General features: G+C 66.0%; 18 protein-coding genes and 1 pseudogene. 7 read left to right on the forward strand and 12 right to left on the reverse strand.

Translation table 11 applies throughout. From position 1 onward, the window contains the following. Positions 1 to 4: 4 nt before the first annotated feature. The gene (gene glgA / locus JYG34_RS10020) at positions 5 to 1,564 is read right to left on the reverse strand and encodes a glycogen synthase GlgA (protein WP_213660536.1); all 1,560 of its coding nucleotides are present in this window, start codon (positions 1,562 to 1,564) and stop codon (positions 5 to 7) included. Positions 1,565 to 2,003: 439 nt separating this feature from the next. Beyond that, positions 2,004 to 3,377 carry a nucleotide 5'-monophosphate nucleosidase PpnN gene (ppnN, locus tag JYG34_RS10025; protein WP_011533289.1) on the reverse strand — a complete coding sequence of 458 codons (1,374 nt, stop codon included), beginning with the start codon at positions 3,375 to 3,377 and terminating at the stop codon, positions 2,004 to 2,006. A 294-nt stretch (positions 3,378 to 3,671) separates the two neighbouring features. Here ppnN and arfB point away from each other — a divergent pair, with 294 nt between their 5' ends. Beyond that, a complete protein-coding gene (arfB, locus tag JYG34_RS10030; protein ID WP_213660537.1) occupies positions 3,672 to 4,085 on the forward strand; it encodes an alternative ribosome rescue aminoacyl-tRNA hydrolase ArfB in 414 nt (137 codons plus the stop codon). 78 nt (positions 4,086 to 4,163) lie between these two features. Here arfB and pncB read toward each other — a convergent pair whose 3' ends face one another. Next, entirely contained in the window at positions 4,164 to 5,363 is a 1,200-nt protein-coding gene (pncB, locus tag JYG34_RS10035; protein ID WP_213660538.1) for a nicotinate phosphoribosyltransferase, read from the reverse strand. Further along, positions 5,360 to 6,010 (reverse strand): nicotinamidase, encoded by a 651-nt coding sequence (locus JYG34_RS10040; RefSeq protein WP_213660539.1) that lies wholly within the window; start codon positions 6,008 to 6,010, stop codon positions 5,360 to 5,362. Before JYG34_RS10040 ends, pncB begins: the two co-directional genes overlap by 4 nt. Positions 6,011 to 6,152: 142 nt before the next feature. Between JYG34_RS10040 and JYG34_RS10045 the strand changes: the two genes are divergently transcribed. Further along, on the forward strand, positions 6,153 to 6,854 hold the full coding sequence (locus JYG34_RS10045; RefSeq protein WP_213660540.1) for an NUDIX hydrolase: 702 nt from the start codon (positions 6,153 to 6,155) through the stop codon (positions 6,852 to 6,854). Between the two features lie 2 nt (positions 6,855 to 6,856). On the opposite strand, the gene JYG34_RS10050 is transcribed toward JYG34_RS10045, so the two are convergent. Both JYG34_RS10050 and JYG34_RS10055 read right to left on the reverse strand, forming a co-directional pair. After that, on the reverse strand, positions 6,857 to 7,450 hold the full coding sequence (locus JYG34_RS10050; RefSeq protein ID WP_213660541.1) for an eCIS core domain-containing protein: 594 nt from the start codon (positions 7,448 to 7,450) through the stop codon (positions 6,857 to 6,859). Further along, positions 7,437 to 8,000 carry a TetR/AcrR family transcriptional regulator gene (locus JYG34_RS10055; RefSeq protein WP_213660542.1) on the reverse strand — a complete coding sequence of 188 codons (564 nt, stop codon included), beginning with the start codon at positions 7,998 to 8,000 and terminating at the stop codon, positions 7,437 to 7,439. Before JYG34_RS10055 ends, JYG34_RS10050 begins: the two co-directional genes overlap by 14 nt. 88 nt (positions 8,001 to 8,088) lie before the next feature. On the opposite strand from JYG34_RS10055, the gene JYG34_RS10060 reads away from it, so the two are divergent. Further along, on the forward strand, positions 8,089 to 8,820 hold the full coding sequence (locus tag JYG34_RS10060) for an SDR family oxidoreductase (protein ID WP_213660543.1): 732 nt from the start codon (positions 8,089 to 8,091) through the stop codon (positions 8,818 to 8,820). Between the two features lie 26 nt (positions 8,821 to 8,846). Then, positions 8,847 to 9,440, forward strand: a complete 594-nt coding sequence (locus JYG34_RS10065; protein WP_213660544.1) for a 2-hydroxychromene-2-carboxylate isomerase — start codon at positions 8,847 to 8,849, stop codon at positions 9,438 to 9,440. A gap of 73 nt (positions 9,441 to 9,513) precedes the next feature. Here JYG34_RS10065 and JYG34_RS10070 read toward each other — a convergent pair whose 3' ends face one another. The 5 genes from JYG34_RS10070 to JYG34_RS10090 all read right to left on the reverse strand — a co-directional run bounded on the left by JYG34_RS10070 (position 9,514) and on the right by JYG34_RS10090 (position 13,323). After that, on the reverse strand, positions 9,514 to 9,819 hold the full coding sequence (locus tag JYG34_RS10070) for a DUF7693 family protein (RefSeq protein ID WP_213660545.1): 306 nt from the start codon (positions 9,817 to 9,819) through the stop codon (positions 9,514 to 9,516). Positions 9,820 to 9,826: 7 nt separating this feature from the next. Then, positions 9,827 to 10,372: a cupin domain-containing protein gene (locus JYG34_RS10075; RefSeq protein ID WP_194792007.1), complete on the reverse strand. Its 546-nt coding sequence runs from the start codon at positions 10,370 to 10,372 to the stop codon at positions 9,827 to 9,829. Positions 10,373 to 10,451: 79 nt separating this feature from the next. After that, complete coding sequence (locus tag JYG34_RS10080; RefSeq protein WP_213660546.1) at positions 10,452 to 11,657, reverse strand: MFS transporter; 1,206 nt, start codon at positions 11,655 to 11,657, stop codon at positions 10,452 to 10,454. 89 nt (positions 11,658 to 11,746) lie between these two features. Then, on the reverse strand, positions 11,747 to 12,280 hold the full coding sequence (locus JYG34_RS10085) for a cytochrome b (protein WP_213660547.1): 534 nt from the start codon (positions 12,278 to 12,280) through the stop codon (positions 11,747 to 11,749). Continuing rightward, positions 12,277 to 13,323: a catalase family peroxidase gene (locus tag JYG34_RS10090; RefSeq protein ID WP_213660548.1), complete on the reverse strand. Its 1,047-nt coding sequence runs from the start codon at positions 13,321 to 13,323 to the stop codon at positions 12,277 to 12,279. Before JYG34_RS10090 ends, JYG34_RS10085 begins: the two co-directional genes overlap by 4 nt. Positions 13,324 to 13,621: 298 nt before the next feature. Here JYG34_RS10090 and JYG34_RS10095 point away from each other — a divergent pair, with 298 nt between their 5' ends. Continuing rightward, a complete protein-coding gene (locus JYG34_RS10095; RefSeq protein WP_213660549.1) occupies positions 13,622 to 14,140 on the forward strand; it encodes a sigma-70 family RNA polymerase sigma factor in 519 nt (172 codons plus the stop codon). After that, positions 14,137 to 14,889 carry an anti-sigma factor family protein gene (locus JYG34_RS10100; RefSeq protein ID WP_213660550.1) on the forward strand — a complete coding sequence of 251 codons (753 nt, stop codon included), beginning with the start codon at positions 14,137 to 14,139 and terminating at the stop codon, positions 14,887 to 14,889. Before JYG34_RS10095 ends, JYG34_RS10100 begins: the two co-directional genes overlap by 4 nt. Here JYG34_RS10100 and JYG34_RS10105 read toward each other — a convergent pair. Further along, the gene (locus tag JYG34_RS10105) at positions 14,879 to 15,085 is read right to left on the reverse strand and encodes a LysR substrate-binding domain-containing protein (RefSeq protein WP_249746240.1); all 207 of its coding nucleotides are present in this window, start codon (positions 15,083 to 15,085) and stop codon (positions 14,879 to 14,881) included. The two genes, JYG34_RS10100 and JYG34_RS10105, sit on opposite strands and share 11 nt — an antisense overlap. Here JYG34_RS10105 and JYG34_RS26635 point away from each other — a divergent pair. Then, positions 15,065 to 15,304, forward strand: a pseudogene (locus tag JYG34_RS26635) (short-chain dehydrogenase); the annotation flags it as partial. The gene JYG34_RS10105 and the pseudogene JYG34_RS26635 sit on opposite strands and share 21 nt — an antisense overlap. Between the last annotated feature and the right edge of the window lie 84 nt (positions 15,305 to 15,388).

Genomic DNA, 15,388 nt, shown 5'->3' on the forward strand with positions numbered 1-15,388 from the left:
TGTCTCAGTAGTGGGCGAAGTGCGCCTGCTTGACCAGGTCCTCGTACAAACGGGCGTAGGGTTCCACCGCCTGGCACCAGTTGAACGGCTGGGTCATCGACAGGCAGCGCATGGCGTTGAGCAGGTGCTTCTTGCCGTATACATAGAAGGCGCGGCCCAGGGCCTCGCGGTAGCTGTCGACGGTGGAGTCGTCGAACAGGAATCCGGTCACGCCGTTCTCGATGGTGTCGGCCAGCCCGCCGGTGTTGCGCGCCACCGGCAGCGAACCGAAGCGCTGGGCGTACATCTGGCTCAGGCCGCAGGGCTCGTAGCGCGAGGGCATCAGCAGGAAATCGGAGCCGGCGAACATGCGCCGGGCGTCGGTTTCGTTGAAACCGATGCGCACGCCGATGCGGCCCGGGTGGCGCAGGGCAAGTTCGCGCATGGCCTGTTCCTCTTCCGGCTCGCCGCGGCCGATGATCGCCAGCTGGCCGCCTTGTTCGACGATGGAGTCGGCCACCCCCAGGGTCAGGTCCAGGCCCTTTTGGTAGACCAGCCGCGACACCACCGCGAACAGCGGCCCTTCGGACGGTTCCAGTTCGAACAGCTCGCGCACCTGCTGGGCGTTGCGCGCCTTGCCGGCCCAGTCATTGATGCTGAAATTGTGGTGCAGGTGCTGGTCGGTGGCCGAGTCCCAGCTCTCGTCGATGCCGTTGGGGATGCCACCGAGCAGGCCTTTCTGGGCCTTGCTGGCGAGGAAACCGTCCAGCCCGCAGCCGAACTCCGGCGTGGTGATCTCCCGGGCGTAGGTGGCGCTGACCGTGGTGATGTGGCTGGAGTAGGCCAGCCCCGCCTTGAGGAACGACAGCTTGCCGTAGAACTCCATGCCTTCCTGCTGCATGGCGTGGTCCGGGATCGCCAGCTCCGGGCTGCAACCGCGGCTGTACACGCCCTGGTAGGCGAGGTTGTGGATGGTGAACAGGGTTGGGGTGCTCAGCCCGCGCCAGTGCATGTACGCCGGGGCCAGGCCGGCCGGCCAGTCGTGGGCGTGCACCAGGTCCGGGCGCCAATGGGCCATGCCTTCGCCGGCGGCGATCTCGGCTGCGGCCAGGCCCAGGCGGGCGAAGCGAATATGGTTGTCGGGCCAGTCGCGGCCGTTGTTGGCGCCGTAGGGGGTGCCGTCGCGCTGGTACAGCTCGGGGCAGATCAGCACGTAGATCACCAGGCCGTCGGCCAGGTCCATGCGCCCGATCTTGCACGGTGGCAGCGCGGCATGGCCGCCCAGTTCGCCTACGATATGGATGGGGTTGTCGCTCTCGACCACCTGGCGGTAGCCGGGGATCAGCACGCGCACGTCATGCAGGTGCGCCAGGGCCCGGGGCAGGGCAGCGGAGACGTCGCCCAGGCCGCCGGTCTTGACCAGGTCGGCGATCTCCGAGGTGACGAACAGGACCTTGCGCTTGTTCGGGTTGTGCTGGCGCTGGGCGCCGGGTGCCTTGGCTGTCGGGGCGAAATCCGCGCTGAGCGGTTCGCGGTTGTCCGGGTTGAATGCGTCTACGTGAGGTTCGACAGCGGCACTGATCATACTTCTCTCCGTCCCATGTGCATTTCAGGTGCGTGGCGTTGGCTCGTTCTGGTTCTCTCTGGTGTTGGTCACTGCATCTTCGTAGTGCGATCCTTGCCCCAAAGCTGTGCGCGCAAGCGCGGCACGTGCGGCATTCCGGCCGAAAGGCGCGTGGACTGGCTGGGGTGGGTTGGCCTGGCGTGAGGAAGTCCCTTTGCGTTGGCCTACTTAGTTCCTGACCTGCCCGCATTTCGGAAAGTTCGACTTTTTTACGTCACTTTTTCCGAGCAATTCGCGGGCCGAAACTGGAGTGTAGGAGACGAACGGGCATTAAAGTGACCCACTGGTCATTTTTATTGCGGTGTTTTTTTGCGCAAACGTTGGCGGGTTGTCACAGCAGGTGACCGATGGTGCGCAGGGGTGGGATAGAGAAGGGGCCGCGATGCGGCCCCGGGGTGTCTCAGGTCACGACCTGGTAGCACGGCACATAGGCCGCGCCGCCCGGCAGCTTCATCCGGTGCTGATCGACGAACGCCTGCAGCAGGCGCCCCAGCGGGTCGAGGATCGCCGCGTCGCCGCGGATCTGGTAGGGGCCGTGCTCTTCGATCAGGCGGATGCCCTTGTCCTTGACGTTGCCGGCGACGATGCCGGAAAACGCCCGGCGCAGGTTGGCCGCCAGCTCGTGGGGCGGCAGGTCGCGGCGCAGGGCCAGCGCGGCCATGTTCTCGTGGGTTGGGTCGAACGGATGCTGGAAGCCTTCGGCAATCTTCAGCAGCCAGTTGAAGTGGAAGGCATCGTTGCGCTCGCGGCGGAACTGCTTGACCTCCTTCAACCCCTCGACCATCTGCCGGGCCACTTCGGCCGGGTCGTCGATGATGATCTGGTAGTGGCGCTGGGCGGCCTCGCCCAGGGTTGCGCCGACGAAGGCGTGCAGTTGCTGCAGGAACGGTTCGGCACTGCGCGGGCCGGTGAGGACCACTGGGAACGGCAGGTCCTGGTTGTCCGGGTGCATGAGGATGCCGAGCAGGTAGAGGAACTCTTCGGCGGTGCCGGCGCCGCCGGGGAAGATGATGATGCCGTGGCCGACACGGACGAAGGCCTCCAGGCGCTTCTCGATGTCCGGCAGGATCACCAGCTCGTTGACGATCGGGTTGGGCGCCTCGGCGGCGATGATGCCCGGCTCGGTCAAGCCGAGGTAGCGGCTGCCGTGCATGCGCTGCTTGGCGTGGGCGATGGTGGCGCCCTTCATCGGGCCCTTCATCACGCCCGGGCCGCAACCGGTGCAGACATCCAGCTTGCGCAGGCCCAGCTCGTGGCCGACTTTCTTGGTGTACTGGTATTCCTCGCTGCTGATCGAGTGGCCGCCCCAGCACACCACCATCTTCGGTTCCACGCCCGGGCGCAGGGTGCGGGCGTTGCGCAGCAGGTGGAAGACATAGTCGGTGAGGCCCTGGGAGCTTTCCAGGTCGATGCGCTGGCTGGCCAGCTCGCTTTCGGTGTAGACGATATCGCGCAGGGCGCTGAACAGCATTTCCCGGGTGCTGGCGATCATCTCGCCATCGACGAAGGCGTCGGCCGGGGCGTTGAGCAGCTCAAGGCGCACGCCGCGGTCCTGTTGGTGGATGCGCACCTCGAAGTCCTTGTAGGCCTCGAGGATGGTCTTGGCGTTGTCGACATGGGCGCCGGTGTTGAGGATGGCCAGGGCGCACTGGCGGAACAGGGTGTAGAGGCTGCCGGTACCGACTTCGCTCAGTTGCTGGACTTCACGTTGCGACAGCGTCTCCAGGCTGCCCTTGGGGCTGACGGAGGCGTTGATGACATTGCGTTGGGGCATGTAAGTCTTTCCTGTGCGGGTAAAACATCCTTCTTGGACAACACCATACAAGCAAATGTGCGTGGCAACGAGGGGGTGGGTGAAAATCCGGTTCGGCCCTCCATACCCATGGATTTGGTGCGACCTCTGTAGGAGCGGCTTCAGCCGCGATCACCCGCCAAGCGGGTGCCATGCCCCGTGATAGCCCGCATCGCGGCTGAAGCCGCTCCTACGGAGCAGCGCAATCAGAAAGGGTGGGGTATGGAAGAGCGGCGGAGGCTGTGATAATGGGCGGGCAATTACAAGGGCCATGTCATGCTGACCATCTCCAACAACGTGCATCTGCCGGATGCCGAAATAGAACTCACCTACATCCGCGCACAAGGCGCGGGTGGGCAGAATGTCAACAAGGTGTCCAGCGCCGTGCACCTGCGCTTCGACATCCCGGCCTCATCGCTGCCCGAGTTCTACAAGGGGCGGCTGCTGGCGCTGCGTGACAGCCGCATCACCGGCGACGGCGTGTTGATCATCAAGGCCCAACAGTACCGCACCCAGGAGCAGAACCGTGCTGATGCGCTGGCGCGTCTCGCCGAGTTGATCATCGCGGCCGGCAAGACTGAGAAGAAACGCCGCCCGACCAAGCCGACCCTTGGCTCGAAGACACGCCGCCTTGAAGGAAAGGCCAGGCGGAGTACTGTCAAGGCGGGGCGGGGTAAGGTGGATTTCTAAGAAAACCCGGTGCATTGAGCAGCTGATTATCGAGAGACGGGCCATCGATGCAGAGTGGATGCGCCATCCGGCCTCGAATCAACCAACCTGAAACACATGCCGCAGATACGCCACAAAATTCTCATCCCGGCACTGGGTCTTCCCTGGACTGTCGGAAATCTTCGCCACCGGCGCCCCGTTGCAGGCGGTCATCTTGATCACCATGTTCATCGGCTTCACCCCAGGAATGTCGCAGGTAAGGTTGGTGCCAATCCCGAAGCTGACATGGATCCGGCCATTCAACGCCCGGTACAGCTCAAGCATCTTCTGGAAATCCAGCCCATCCGAGAAGATCAGCGTCTTGCCCTTCGGGTCGATCCCCAGCCGCTCATAGTGGGCGATGGCCTTCTCGGCCCAGGCCAGCGGTTCGCCCGAATCATGGCGCAAGCCGTCGAACAGCTTTGCGAAGTACAGATCAAAATCGCGCATGAACGCATCCATGCCAATGCAGTCGGTCAGGGCGATGCCCAACTGCCCCCGATACTCACGCACCCAGCATTCCAGCGCGGCGGCCTGGCTGTCGACCAGCCGCGGGCCCAACTGCTGGTGGGCCATGAACCATTCATGGGCCATGGTCCCGATGGGCTTGAGCTGGTACTCACGGGCCAGGTGCACGTTGCTGGTACCGACGAAACGCCCCGGGAAGTCGCGCTTTAAAATGTGCACCACCTCTTCCTGCACCCGGTAGGAGAAGCGCCGGCGGGTGCCGAAGTCGGCCAGTTGCAGCCCAGCCAGTTCATCCGTGCTGGCTTCTGCCTTGAGCCAGTCGAGCTTCTGGTACAGGCGCTCGCCCACTTGCTCGATCACCACGTCGCGATAGCGGTAGCGGTTGCGCACCTCGGAGATGATCGCCAGCAGCGGGATCTCGAACAGGATCACGTGCAACCACGGCCCGCGAATGCGGATCGCCAGTTGCCCGGCGTCGTCGAGGCCGACCTGGACATAGCGCAGGTTGAAGCGGAACAGGCTGAGAAAGCGGATGAAGTCAGGCTTGATGAACGGAATCTTCTCCAGGTACGCCAGCTGGTCGAGGGTCACCGAGACATCGGCCAACTGTTCGACCTGGTAGCGGATCTCGGCGAGGTAGGGCGCCAGGTCCTCGTCGTTGCGGCAGCGGAACTCCCACTCCACCTCGGCGTTGGGGTAGTTGTGCAGCACCGCCTGCATCATGGTGATCTTGTAGAAGTCGGTGTCCAGCAGATTCTGGACGATCCGTGGGCCAAATACGCTGTCGGTCATGAACGGGCTTCCTGCAGCAGGGTGAGTCGGGTGTCGAGCGCGGCTTCGTCGGCGCAGAGGTGGATGCCGGCGGCCCCCATCGCTGCGCAGGCGTCGTTGGCGCCTTCGCTGCTCAGGGCACGGCAGGCCGGAAGGTACAGCAGCACTTCGAAGCCGGCGCGGCGCAGTTGCAGGGCGGTGGTGCGCACGCAGTAGTCCAGGGCCAGGCCGCCGACGATGATCGCCTGCACCTGTTGCACCTTGAGGTATTCGATCACGCCGGTGGAGCGGCGCTCGGCCAGGTCGTGGTAGCAGGCGCCGTAAGGGTGCAGGTCGGGCTCGACGCCTTTCCAGACGAAATAGTCGTAGTCGATGGGGGCGGGCAGGCCGGGCAGCAGCTCGAAGCCCGGGGTGCCGGGGACGCAGTGGCTCACCCAGGTCAGGTCGGCATTGGTTAGCGTCAGCGGTTGCAGCATCTGCTCCGGCTCGGCCACGACCCAGGCGGCGTTGGCCGGGTGAGCGTCCTTGCTGCCCAGGCGCAGGGTGGCGCGGCGGGCCATGAGGTTGAGCGCGGGGGCGATCTGCTCGCCGCCAGGCACCGGCAGTTCCTGCGGTGCATTGGCGGTGAAGCCGTTCTGCGCGTCGACATCGAAACTGGCGATTTTCATCGGAGGCGTCTCCTCGGCTGGAATGTCGATATAATTCACCTGGTGTATTAAGTGTGTCAAGTGGGAAATAGAGACGAATTGACACTTGATCGATTTATTTGCTCTGGTGGAATATATGACGATCTTGGAAGGGAGCCTTGCCGTGAGCACAGCAGAAGTCCTGGCCAGCGTGGATATCGTCGCGTTGCGCCTGTCACCGCATACCCAGCGCCTGCAGGTGCTGCTTCATCAGCGCGAGCGCGAGCCCCATGCCGGGCAGTGGGCCTTGCCGGGGGTGATCGTCAACGGGCGCACGCCGGACAACAGCCTCGACGCGGCCGCCGAGCGGGCCTTGGCCGAAAAGGCACGGGTGGTGCCACGCCACCTTGAGCAGGTGGGGACCGAGGGCAATGCCTTCCGTGACCCGCGCGGTTGGTCGCTGAGCACCTATTACCTCGCGTTGCTCGATCCCACCGTGGAGGTGGAGGAGGGGGTGTTGGCGTTCTTCGACCTGGACAGCCTGCTGACGCGCAAGGTGCTGCTGCCATTCGATCACCGGCTGCTGGTCGAGCGGGCCTGTGAGCGCCTGGCGAGCAAATCGGTGTACACCAGCCTGCCGCTGTACCTTGTCGCGGAGTGCTTCACCGTGCTCGATGCCCTGGCAGCGGTGCAGGCGTGCCTGGGGCAGTCGATCAACAACACCTCGCTGCGCAAGCGCCTCGAGCGCATGAAAGCCGCAGGCTGGGTGGCGGACACTGGCGAGAAACACCAGCCCAGGCTGGGGCGCCCGCAGCAGCTGTACCGGCATACGCCGCAAGGGGCGGGCGCCTTCGTGTTCGACCGCAGCCTGCTGGCGGCGGGCTGAGGTTACCGAGGGCCACCCGTGCCGCGTGCGCGCAGGGCTTTCGCCACCTCGGCCTCGATCTTGTAGGCCGGACCCTCCAGATCCTCCGCGTTGTGGGTGTAGCGCTGGGCGAAGGTCTCGACCCCCAGTTCCTGGTACTGCTGCACATGCTTGAGCTCATGGGCCCACAGCGCCACGTTGTCCTCGGCATCGCCGGGGCGGCGGAAGATGACCGTGTCGATCAGGGTCACCGCGTTCACGTCGGGGTTCTGCAGCAGCGCATTGGCCGCGCTGATCTGCTGGTCGTCGCCGACCCGGTAGCGGGCAGCGTCGAGCACGGCGAAGTCGTACCAGGGTTCGAGCTGGGCGCGAATGTGCAAGGGGATGGGCTGGGTGCCGTTGGCCGTGGCTTCATCCCGTGCCTGGCGCAGGGCGAAGGCAAGGCTGGCGGCAGCCACGCGCTCGACATCCTGCAAAACCTGGCCACCCTGGCCGGGGTCGATCGGCGCGCAGAAGCACACCACCAGGCACACCTGGTATTGCCCGACGGGGCAGCTGTTCTGGGCGAACGCCGGCAGGGCCAGCAACAAACCGAGCAGGGCGCTAGCAATCTTCATCGAGCACCTTGTCGACCAATGTGCGGCTGGAGCGCAGTACCTGCTCCTGGACGTCTTCACTGGCCAGCATCCGCCCGACCACCAGCGCGCCGACGCACTGGCTGATCAAGGCCCAGGCCAGTTGCGGGTCTTGCAGAGTATTGCTCCAGGCATCGTGCAGCGCCACCAGCCAATGCTCGGCTTCCTCACGCACCGGCCGTTCGGCGCGGGCGATCTCTACGCCCAGCGGTGGCAGCGGGCAGCCGCCTTCGGCGTTGTGCAGGTGGGCGAGGCTCAGGTACTGATCGAGGCAGCGTTTCAGGCGCCCATGATCGGTACCACGAGTGGCCAGCCGCCCCAGCGGGCTGTTGGACAGCTCGCGGCGGACCACCTCGGTGAACAGGTCGTCCTTGGACGGGAAGTGGTTGTAGAACGCGCCGCCGGTCAGGCCGATGGCCTTCATCAGCCCGGCCACCCCGGTGCTGGCGAAACCGCCGCGCTTGGCCAGCGCGCCACTGCTGGCCAGCAGTTTCTCGCGGGTCTGTTGCTTGTGTTCGAGGGAGTAGCGCATCCGGAAACCTCATGGCGCTGGCTTGACGTTCGGCTGATCGTAGCATAGCGTTCGTTTACTAAACGATCATTTACCAATGGAGAGGTCCATGGCAGAACAACAAAAAGTCGTGCTGGTGATCGGGGCGGGCGATGCCACCGGGGGCGAGATCGCCAAGCGCTTCGCCCGCGAGGGCTACATCGCCTGCGTCACCCGGCGCCAGGCCGAGAAGCTGCAGCCGCTGGTGGACGAGATCCGCGCCGCAGGCGGGCAGGCCCATGGTTTCGGTTCTGATGCGCGCAAGGAAGAGGAGGTGGCCGAGCTGGTCGAGACCATCGAGCGCGATATCGGCCCGATCGAAGCGTTTGTCTTCAACATCGGCGCCAATGTGCCCTGCAGCATCCTTGAAGAGACACCGCGCAAGTACTTCAAGATCTGGGAAATGGCTTGTTTCGCGGGCTTTCTCACCGCCCAGGCAGTGGCCCGGCGCATGGTGACCCGCGAGCGCGGCACCATCCTCTTCACCGGCGCCACTGCCGGTACCCGTGGCGCGGCCGGTTTCGCCGCCTTCGCCGGGGCCAAGCACGCCCTGCGTGCCCTGGCCCAGAGCATGGCCCGGGAGCTGGGGCCACGGAATGTCCATGTCGCCCATGTGGTGGTCGATGGCGCCATCGACACCGCCTTCATCCGTGACACCTTCCCCGAACGCTACGCCCTCAAGGACCAGGACGGCATCCTCGCCCCGGCGCATATCGCCGACAGCTACTGGTTCCTGCACACTCAGCCGCGGGACGCCTGGACCTTCGAGCTGGACCTGCGTCCCTGGATGGAACGCTGGTAACCCCTCACTCACACAAGGATCGCCGCATGAGCAAGACCGTCGAGTTCTATTTTGACCTGGGCAGCCCGGCCACCTACCTCGGTTGGACCCAATTGCCCGCCCTCTGCGCTCGCCAGGATGCGCAACTGGTGTACCGGCCGATGCTGCTGGGAGGGGTATTCCAGGCTACCGGCAATGCCTCGCCGGTGATGGTGCCGGCCAAGGGGCGCTACATGTTCACCGACCTTCAGCGCTTTGCTGACCGTTACGGCGTGCCGTTCGGGTTGCCACCGGGGTTTCCGGTGAACACGCTGACCCTGATGCGGGGGGTGATCGGCACCCAATTGCAGGCGCCGGCGCGGTTCGAGGCGTTGCTCAAAGCGTTGTTCGAGGGGTTGTGGGTGCACAGGCGCAACCTGTCGGATCCGGCTGTGCTGGCGGATACCTTGGCGCAGGCAGGGTTCGATGCAGAGGCGTTCGTGGCACTGGCTGGACAGGCTGAGGTCAAGGAGGCGCTCAAGCAGGCGACAGAGAAGGCTGTGGGCCGGGGTGTATTCGGAGCGCCAACTTGCTTTGTCGGTGAGCAGATGTTCTTTGGCCAGGACCGGTTGGATTTCGTCGAGGAGGCGTTGATCGGGTAGGAGGCTTTAGCCGCGATGCAGGCAACGCGGTGCCTGGCAGCCGCTTCGCGGGTGATCGCGGCTGAAGCCGCTCCTACAGAGGAATGGGTACGGGCTCCAGCAATTGCTCGATGCGGCCGCGCTCCCAGATGCTCAGGTGATCGACCGGGTTGGTGCCATAGCGGTGCCAGCTCTCAAGATCAGCCTGGCGGCCGTCGGGGCTCTGGCACCCGGTGCAGCAGGCCAGGCCTTCGCCGTCCAGCAGCAGGCTCAGCGACCAGCTGTCGATACGCACTTCGATTTGCCCATCGGGCAGGCGGGTAACAACCTCCAGCGTCATGCAGCCAAGGGCGGCATCACGCAGGCATTGCCAGGCTTCCCGGCTGCTGACGCTGGGCATCGCCCTGTCAGAAGTTCGCTGGGGTGTTGGCGCTGATGATTTCCGCTTCGTCCGGGCCGATGTTCTTGAAGCTGTGCGGCAGTGTGGTGGGGATGTAGTAGCCGTCGCCTGCGTTGAGCACGCTGACCTGGCCGTCGACCCACAGCTCCATGGTGCCCCGGGTGACCAGGCCGCATTCCTCGCCTTCGGCATGCACGATCGGCTCGCCGGAGTCGGCGCCGGGGGCATACAGCTCGCGCAGCATGCGCATCTGCCGGCCTTCGACACTGGCGCCGACCAGCAGCATGCGCAGGCCGTTGCGGCCCAGGTCAGGCTGCTCGCCGCCACGGAACACGAAGCGCTCCTCGCGCACCGGTTCGTCAAAGCTGAAGAATTCCGCCAGGGACATGGGGATGCCCTCGAGCAGCTTTTTCAGGGAACTGACCGAAGGGCTGACACGGTTCTGCTCGATCTGCGAGATCGTCGAGTTGGTCAGGCCGCTGCGGCGGGCCAGCTCCCGTTGGGAGAGGTTGTTGCGTTCACGCACCAGCTTGAGTCGTGTCCCCGTGTCCATAGCCGCCTTGTTTGCAGAGGTGTCAAAAATAATGGGCGACGCATTAAAACACACTCTGCAGGCTTGCGCGCTGTGCGTGTCAGTGGCGCTGGTCGGCCGGCACCGGCCACAGGCCGACCACCAGCAGCAACACGGCCACGGCCAGGAACGGCAGGCGCGGATCAACGGCATAGACCAGCGTCCCGGCCAGCGGGCCGATCACCGCGCCCATGCCTTGGGCGGCGCCGATGGAGCCTGCGGTGGCGCCTTGTTCGCCGGCTTGCATGGCATTGGCCGCCAGCGCCGAAAACGCCGGGAAGACGAAGCCCATGCCGAACGCGGCGATGAAGAACGCGCCCCACAGCCACGGTGCGTGGGTGGCCAGCGCCGCGGCGGCAAAGCCCAGCCCGGAAATGCTGGCGCCGATGCGGATCATTTTCGCCGGCGGCCATTCGAGCCGGCGCAGGAACACCTGGGCCAACATCAGGGCCACGCCCACGCAGGTCAAGGCGATGCCCGCGGCCTGGGCGGCAGCCCCGGCCTCCAGTTGCAGGCGGTCGAGGGCGAAGAAACCGACGGCGATCTGCGACACGGTGATGCTGAGCATGGCGCTGAAGGCCACCAACAACGGGCGGCGCAGGCGTGGGTCGGACAGCCGCACTGGATTGGGCGCATGGGCTTGGGGCAGTGGTTGGGGCTTGAGCTTGAACAGCAGCACCACGAACGCCGTGGCCGGCAACAGCGACATCGCATAGAACGGCAGGCTCAGGCTGTAGCGCGACAGCAGCGCGGCCAACGCCGGGCCCACCACCAGGCCGACCGCGTTGGCCGCGCCCAGCGAGGCCATTGCCCGCGCCCGGTGCTGGGGCTGGACATGGTCGGCGATCAGCGCGTTGCCGCCGACCGGCAATGCGGCATAGAAGGCGCCGATCATGCCGCGGGCCAGCATCAGGCCGAAGAATGCCAGGGTCGCCCCCGGCAGCCAGCGCAGCGCGCCGTCGATGAACAGGCACAGCACCCAGTAGGCCAGGGTGAAGCCGCCGCTGCCCAGCAGCAGTACCCGGCGCCGGCCATAGCGGTCGGCCAGGCGCCCCCAGGGCCGGGCCAGGATCACCCAGACCACGCCGGCCACGGTCACCGCCGCGCCGGCTTGCCAGGTAGCCATGCCCAGCAGGCGGGCGATGGGGCCGATCAGGGCGACGAAGGCCATCATCGACATGGTGCAGGCCATGTTGACCAGCATCAGCGGGCGCAGGTCGAGGGTGCTGGCCGGGGTGAGTGAAGCAGGATCCTTTGCAACGTTCATGGGGCAGTCCAGGGGGCAGTTCGGCAAAAAAAGATGCCGATGGTAGTAATAATTATTTACATATGTCGACCCCGAGGACGTGCCGGTGCTCATTCGCTCCGGCGCAACGGGCCTGGCCACATGCTACGCAACACGCCATCACGACGCACCAGCGCATGCATCAGCGCCGCACCCAGGTGCAGCAGGATCGTGGCGAACAGCAGGTAGCCGGCCCAGCCATGGGCCTGGCGCAACAAGGCATACAGCCGCAGGTCGTGGGGCGCGATGGCGGGCAGTTGCAAGGGGCGAGGATAACCGCCAGCCGACAGCATCGCCCAGCCCAGCAGCGGCATGGCCAGCATCAGGGTGTACAGCAGCAGGTGCGAAGCCCCGGCAGCCAGGCGCTGCGCACGGGGCAGCGCGCGGGGCAGCGGCGGATGGGGCAGGGTCAGGCGCAAGGCGATACGCAGCACCACCAAGGCCAGCAGGGCCAGGCCGGTAGCCTTGTGCAGCTCGACCAGCAACGGATGCCGGGGCGACAGGTCGCCGACCATGGCCACGCCAATGAACAGCATGGCCAGGATCAGTGCGGCCATCAGCCAGTGCAGCAGCCGGGCCAGGGGATGGAAGGCAACGGGGGTCATGGGCGGGCTCCTTCGCTCAGCGCTTCGTGGCTACGGCGGTTGAACGACACCGAATAGGCGGCCGAGCGAGCGGCGAGGATCGGGTCGTCGGAGGGTTCGATCCCTCGGGGCAGGATCAGCGGGTCGAAGTTCAGGTCACGGCAGGCGCCTTGTTCCGGGCCATCGACCTGCTCCAGGACCAAGGTGCCGGCATCAATGGCGCGGCGTTCGGCTGGCCATGGACGGGCCGGATCGTCCACCGGGTCGCCGGCCTCGGCGAGGGTCAGGCGCAGCGTCCAGCGCAATGGCCCCTGGGCCAGGCGTTGTTGCAGGTCGTGCTGGAGGAACTGCTTGTCGTCGACCTGGGCGGGCAGGGCGCTGAAGGGGGTCTCGGGTTGCAGTGACCAGCGTACCGGGTGGGGCTGGCCTTTGGCGTCGATCAGGCGAAATGCATTGATGCTGTTGTAGGCGGTGCTGGCGAAACTGTCACTCGCCCGGTAGCCGGCCGCCCACTGGCGGAACGCCGCGCTCTCCGGGTGGGCGGCGAAGAATGCTTGCAGCCTGGCGGGGTCGGGCTTGCCGGTGGCCGGGTCCGGTGTGGCGGCCAGCACCTGTTCGTAGAAGCCTTCGGGCGTGCTCACCGCCAGCACCGGCGGGTTGTTCATGCCGGTGCGCCAGACCTGCCCGTCGTCGCTGCTCAGCTGGATCGCCAGGCTGCGTACCGGCACGGCGGTGTCGGGCGCGAACGGGTTGGCGCCACCAATGGCGAAGCGCCCGATCACCGGGACCCTCTGCTGGCTGAAGACCCTCGCGGTGGACAACTGCGCGGCCTGGCCGCTGCTTTGGAAATAGCCGCTGACGCACAGGCCCTTGGCGTGGTTCTTCCGATAGCCAGGATGGTGGCCGGCCTGGGCCTCGAAGGTGTCGATGATGCGCTGGGGGGTAAGCCTTGGCGCGCCGATCCAGCCGGCGGCATAGGCGAAGCCCGCACCGAGTGCTGCCAGGGTGGCGCCGATGACGGCCAGGCGCAGGGCCTTGGCGGGGCCGTTGACGGGAGTCTGCATGGTGGAGGGTCCGCTGCTGGGGAATGAAACGGTACGACGTGGGAGCTGGAGATTTATTCCTGTGTGGGAATTCGCCCATTCGAGATGTTCGACGGTAAAGTCGCTGCGCCGGCGGGATCGAGCGCCGCTCACGCGGCGCATCGCGGATGAATCCGCTCCTACAGAGGTTGCCAGGCTCTGTAGGAGCGGATTCATCCGCGATGGCCTCGCACAAACCTTCAAAGGACACAGGGAATAAATTTCGTCTTGCGCCGTCTACCTCTTACACTGACTGCCCAGTGGGGCCCGGAACCTGACCATGCACGAACTGGACGATCAACAGTGGCGCGAGCTGCTGCAACGCCTGCGCCGCTTCGCCCTGTGGCTGACCCGCGAGCCCGGCAGCGCCGACGACCTGGTCCAGGCCACGGTCGAGCGCGCCCTGAGCCGCGGCAGCCAACAGCGCGCAGTGGACAGCCTGCGCCCTTGGCTGTTCACCATCCTCTATCGGTTGTTTCTCGACGGTAAGCGTCGCGAACGCCTGCATGCCCGCTGGCTGGCGTGGTTCGGTCGTGGCCAGGCGGACGAGCCGCTGGGGGCGGACACCGAAAGCATCGTGCTGGCCCAGGCCGACCTGCAGGCCTTCGCCAGGCTGTCGGCCGAGCAACGTGCATTGCTGCTGCTGGTCAGCGTCGAAGGCCTGAGTTACAAGGAGGCCGCCGAAGCGCTCGGCATTCCCATCGGCACGGTGATGTCGCGCCTGTCGCGGGCGCGGGCCGCCCTGCGTGAACTGACCGAGGGCAAGCCCACGCCCCCGGCCTTGCGGAGACTCAAATGACCCACCTGATCCCCACCGAGCACGAGCTGCACGCCTATGTCGACGAGCGCCTGGACCCGCAGCGACGGGCCGAGGTGCAGGCCTGGCTGGCGGCCAATCCGCAGGAGGCGGCACGCCTCGAAGCCTGGCGCGAGGATGCCCGGCGCCTGCGTGCGGCATTGGCCGGTTTGGGCGAGCGCCCCAGCGATCCGGCCCTCGACCTGGGCCCGTTGCGCCAACGCCTGCGTCAGCGTCGTCGGCGGCGGCTGGCCTCGGCGGCGGTCCTGCTGATCGCCGTGGGCCTGGGCGGGCTGGGCGGTTGGCAGGCGCGGGAGGTGACGCTGATGGCGGGTAGCCTGCCGATGGCGGACGCCGTTCAGGCCCACCGGATGTTCGTCGATGCCACCGCGCTGGATATCCAGGCCAGCGACCCGGCGCGGCTGCAAGCCTGGTTGGGCCGTCATTTCAATCGTGTCGGCCAGTTGCCGGACCTGGCCGGTTATGGCTTCCAGCCGGTCGGCGCGCGCCTGCTCAGCAACGAGGCGGGGCCGGCAGCCTTACTGGTGTTCCAGGACCGCAATGGGCAGCGAATCAGCCTGTTCCTGCGCTCGCCGGGCGAGCACTTCGAACGTATGCCCACCGGCCAGCGCACCGAGGGACAGCTCCAGGCGCGCTACTGGTCCCATGGCGACTACAACTTTGCCCTGGTCAGCGCCGCCGACGATGCCCGAGGCGAGCCGGTGCGCCAGGCGCTGGGCGTCAGCCTGTAAGCAGTTCCAGCAGGCGCCGGCGGGCCAGCGAGCCGTCGCCTGCGCGCCAGGCCAGGTACAGCGGCAAGGGCGCGGCGACATCCTGTAGTGGCCGGAAGCACACGTTCGGTTGGGCATTGGCCAGGGCTGCTGATTCCGGCAACAGAGCTACGCCAAAGCCGCAGGCGATCAGGCTAGCGACCGAGGGGCGCCCCATGGCAGCCAGGTCAACGCCCCGTCGCCCGTGGCGCGTACGCGGATGTGGGGCGAGCAGGGTGAATCGGATGACCTCAAGCCGGAATAGGTTGCCCCTAGCTTCGTGTTCCTTGCCTCCGGTACCTGTAATGTCAGTGGCTATGTCTTGCGGGCCAGTAATGGCCAGTTTCGCGCCACGCGATTCGAGGAGGGCTTTCAAGTCGAATATCCTCGAGATGTGCGTGGCGGCGACCTCGGTGCACGAACTGGCGACATCCTGGGAAGCGCTTGCCGGACAGCATGGCTGAGCGGAGTGTCCACGGCG

This window comes from Pseudomonas entomophila, assembly GCF_018417595.1.
GTDB lineage: Bacteria > Pseudomonadota > Gammaproteobacteria > Pseudomonadales > Pseudomonadaceae > Aquipseudomonas > Aquipseudomonas entomophila_C.

Coding starts and splice junctions, on each gene's coding strand:
- glgA (WP_213660536.1), bottom strand. CDS start 1,564: ATGATCAGTGCCGCTGTCGAACCTCACGTAGACGCATTCAACCCGGAC.
- ppnN (WP_011533289.1), bottom strand. CDS start 3,377: ATGCCCCAACGCAATGTCATCAACGCCTCCGTCAGCCCCAAGGGCAGC.
- arfB (WP_213660537.1), top strand. CDS start 3,672: ATGCTGACCATCTCCAACAACGTGCATCTGCCGGATGCCGAAATAGAA.
- pncB (WP_213660538.1), bottom strand. CDS start 5,363: ATGACCGACAGCGTATTTGGCCCACGGATCGTCCAGAATCTGCTGGAC.
- JYG34_RS10040 (WP_213660539.1), bottom strand. CDS start 6,010: ATGAAAATCGCCAGTTTCGATGTCGACGCGCAGAACGGCTTCACCGCC.
- JYG34_RS10050 (WP_213660541.1), bottom strand. CDS start 7,450: ATGAAGATTGCTAGCGCCCTGCTCGGTTTGTTGCTGGCCCTGCCGGCG.
- JYG34_RS10055 (WP_213660542.1), bottom strand. CDS start 8,000: ATGCGCTACTCCCTCGAACACAAGCAACAGACCCGCGAGAAACTGCTG.
- JYG34_RS10060 (WP_213660543.1), top strand. CDS start 8,089: ATGGCAGAACAACAAAAAGTCGTGCTGGTGATCGGGGCGGGCGATGCC.
- JYG34_RS10065 (WP_213660544.1), top strand. CDS start 8,847: ATGAGCAAGACCGTCGAGTTCTATTTTGACCTGGGCAGCCCGGCCACC.
- JYG34_RS10070 (WP_213660545.1), bottom strand. CDS start 9,819: ATGCCCAGCGTCAGCAGCCGGGAAGCCTGGCAATGCCTGCGTGATGCC.
- JYG34_RS10075 (WP_194792007.1), bottom strand. CDS start 10,372: ATGGACACGGGGACACGACTCAAGCTGGTGCGTGAACGCAACAACCTC.
- JYG34_RS10080 (WP_213660546.1), bottom strand. CDS start 11,657: ATGAACGTTGCAAAGGATCCTGCTTCACTCACCCCGGCCAGCACCCTC.
- JYG34_RS10085 (WP_213660547.1), bottom strand. CDS start 12,280: ATGACCCCCGTTGCCTTCCATCCCCTGGCCCGGCTGCTGCACTGGCTG.
- JYG34_RS10090 (WP_213660548.1), bottom strand. CDS start 13,323: ATGCAGACTCCCGTCAACGGCCCCGCCAAGGCCCTGCGCCTGGCCGTC.
- JYG34_RS10095 (WP_213660549.1), top strand. CDS start 13,622: ATGCACGAACTGGACGATCAACAGTGGCGCGAGCTGCTGCAACGCCTG.
- JYG34_RS10100 (WP_213660550.1), top strand. CDS start 14,137: ATGACCCACCTGATCCCCACCGAGCACGAGCTGCACGCCTATGTCGAC.
- JYG34_RS10105 (WP_249746240.1), bottom strand. CDS start 15,085: ATGGGGCGCCCCTCGGTCGCTAGCCTGATCGCCTGCGGCTTTGGCGTA.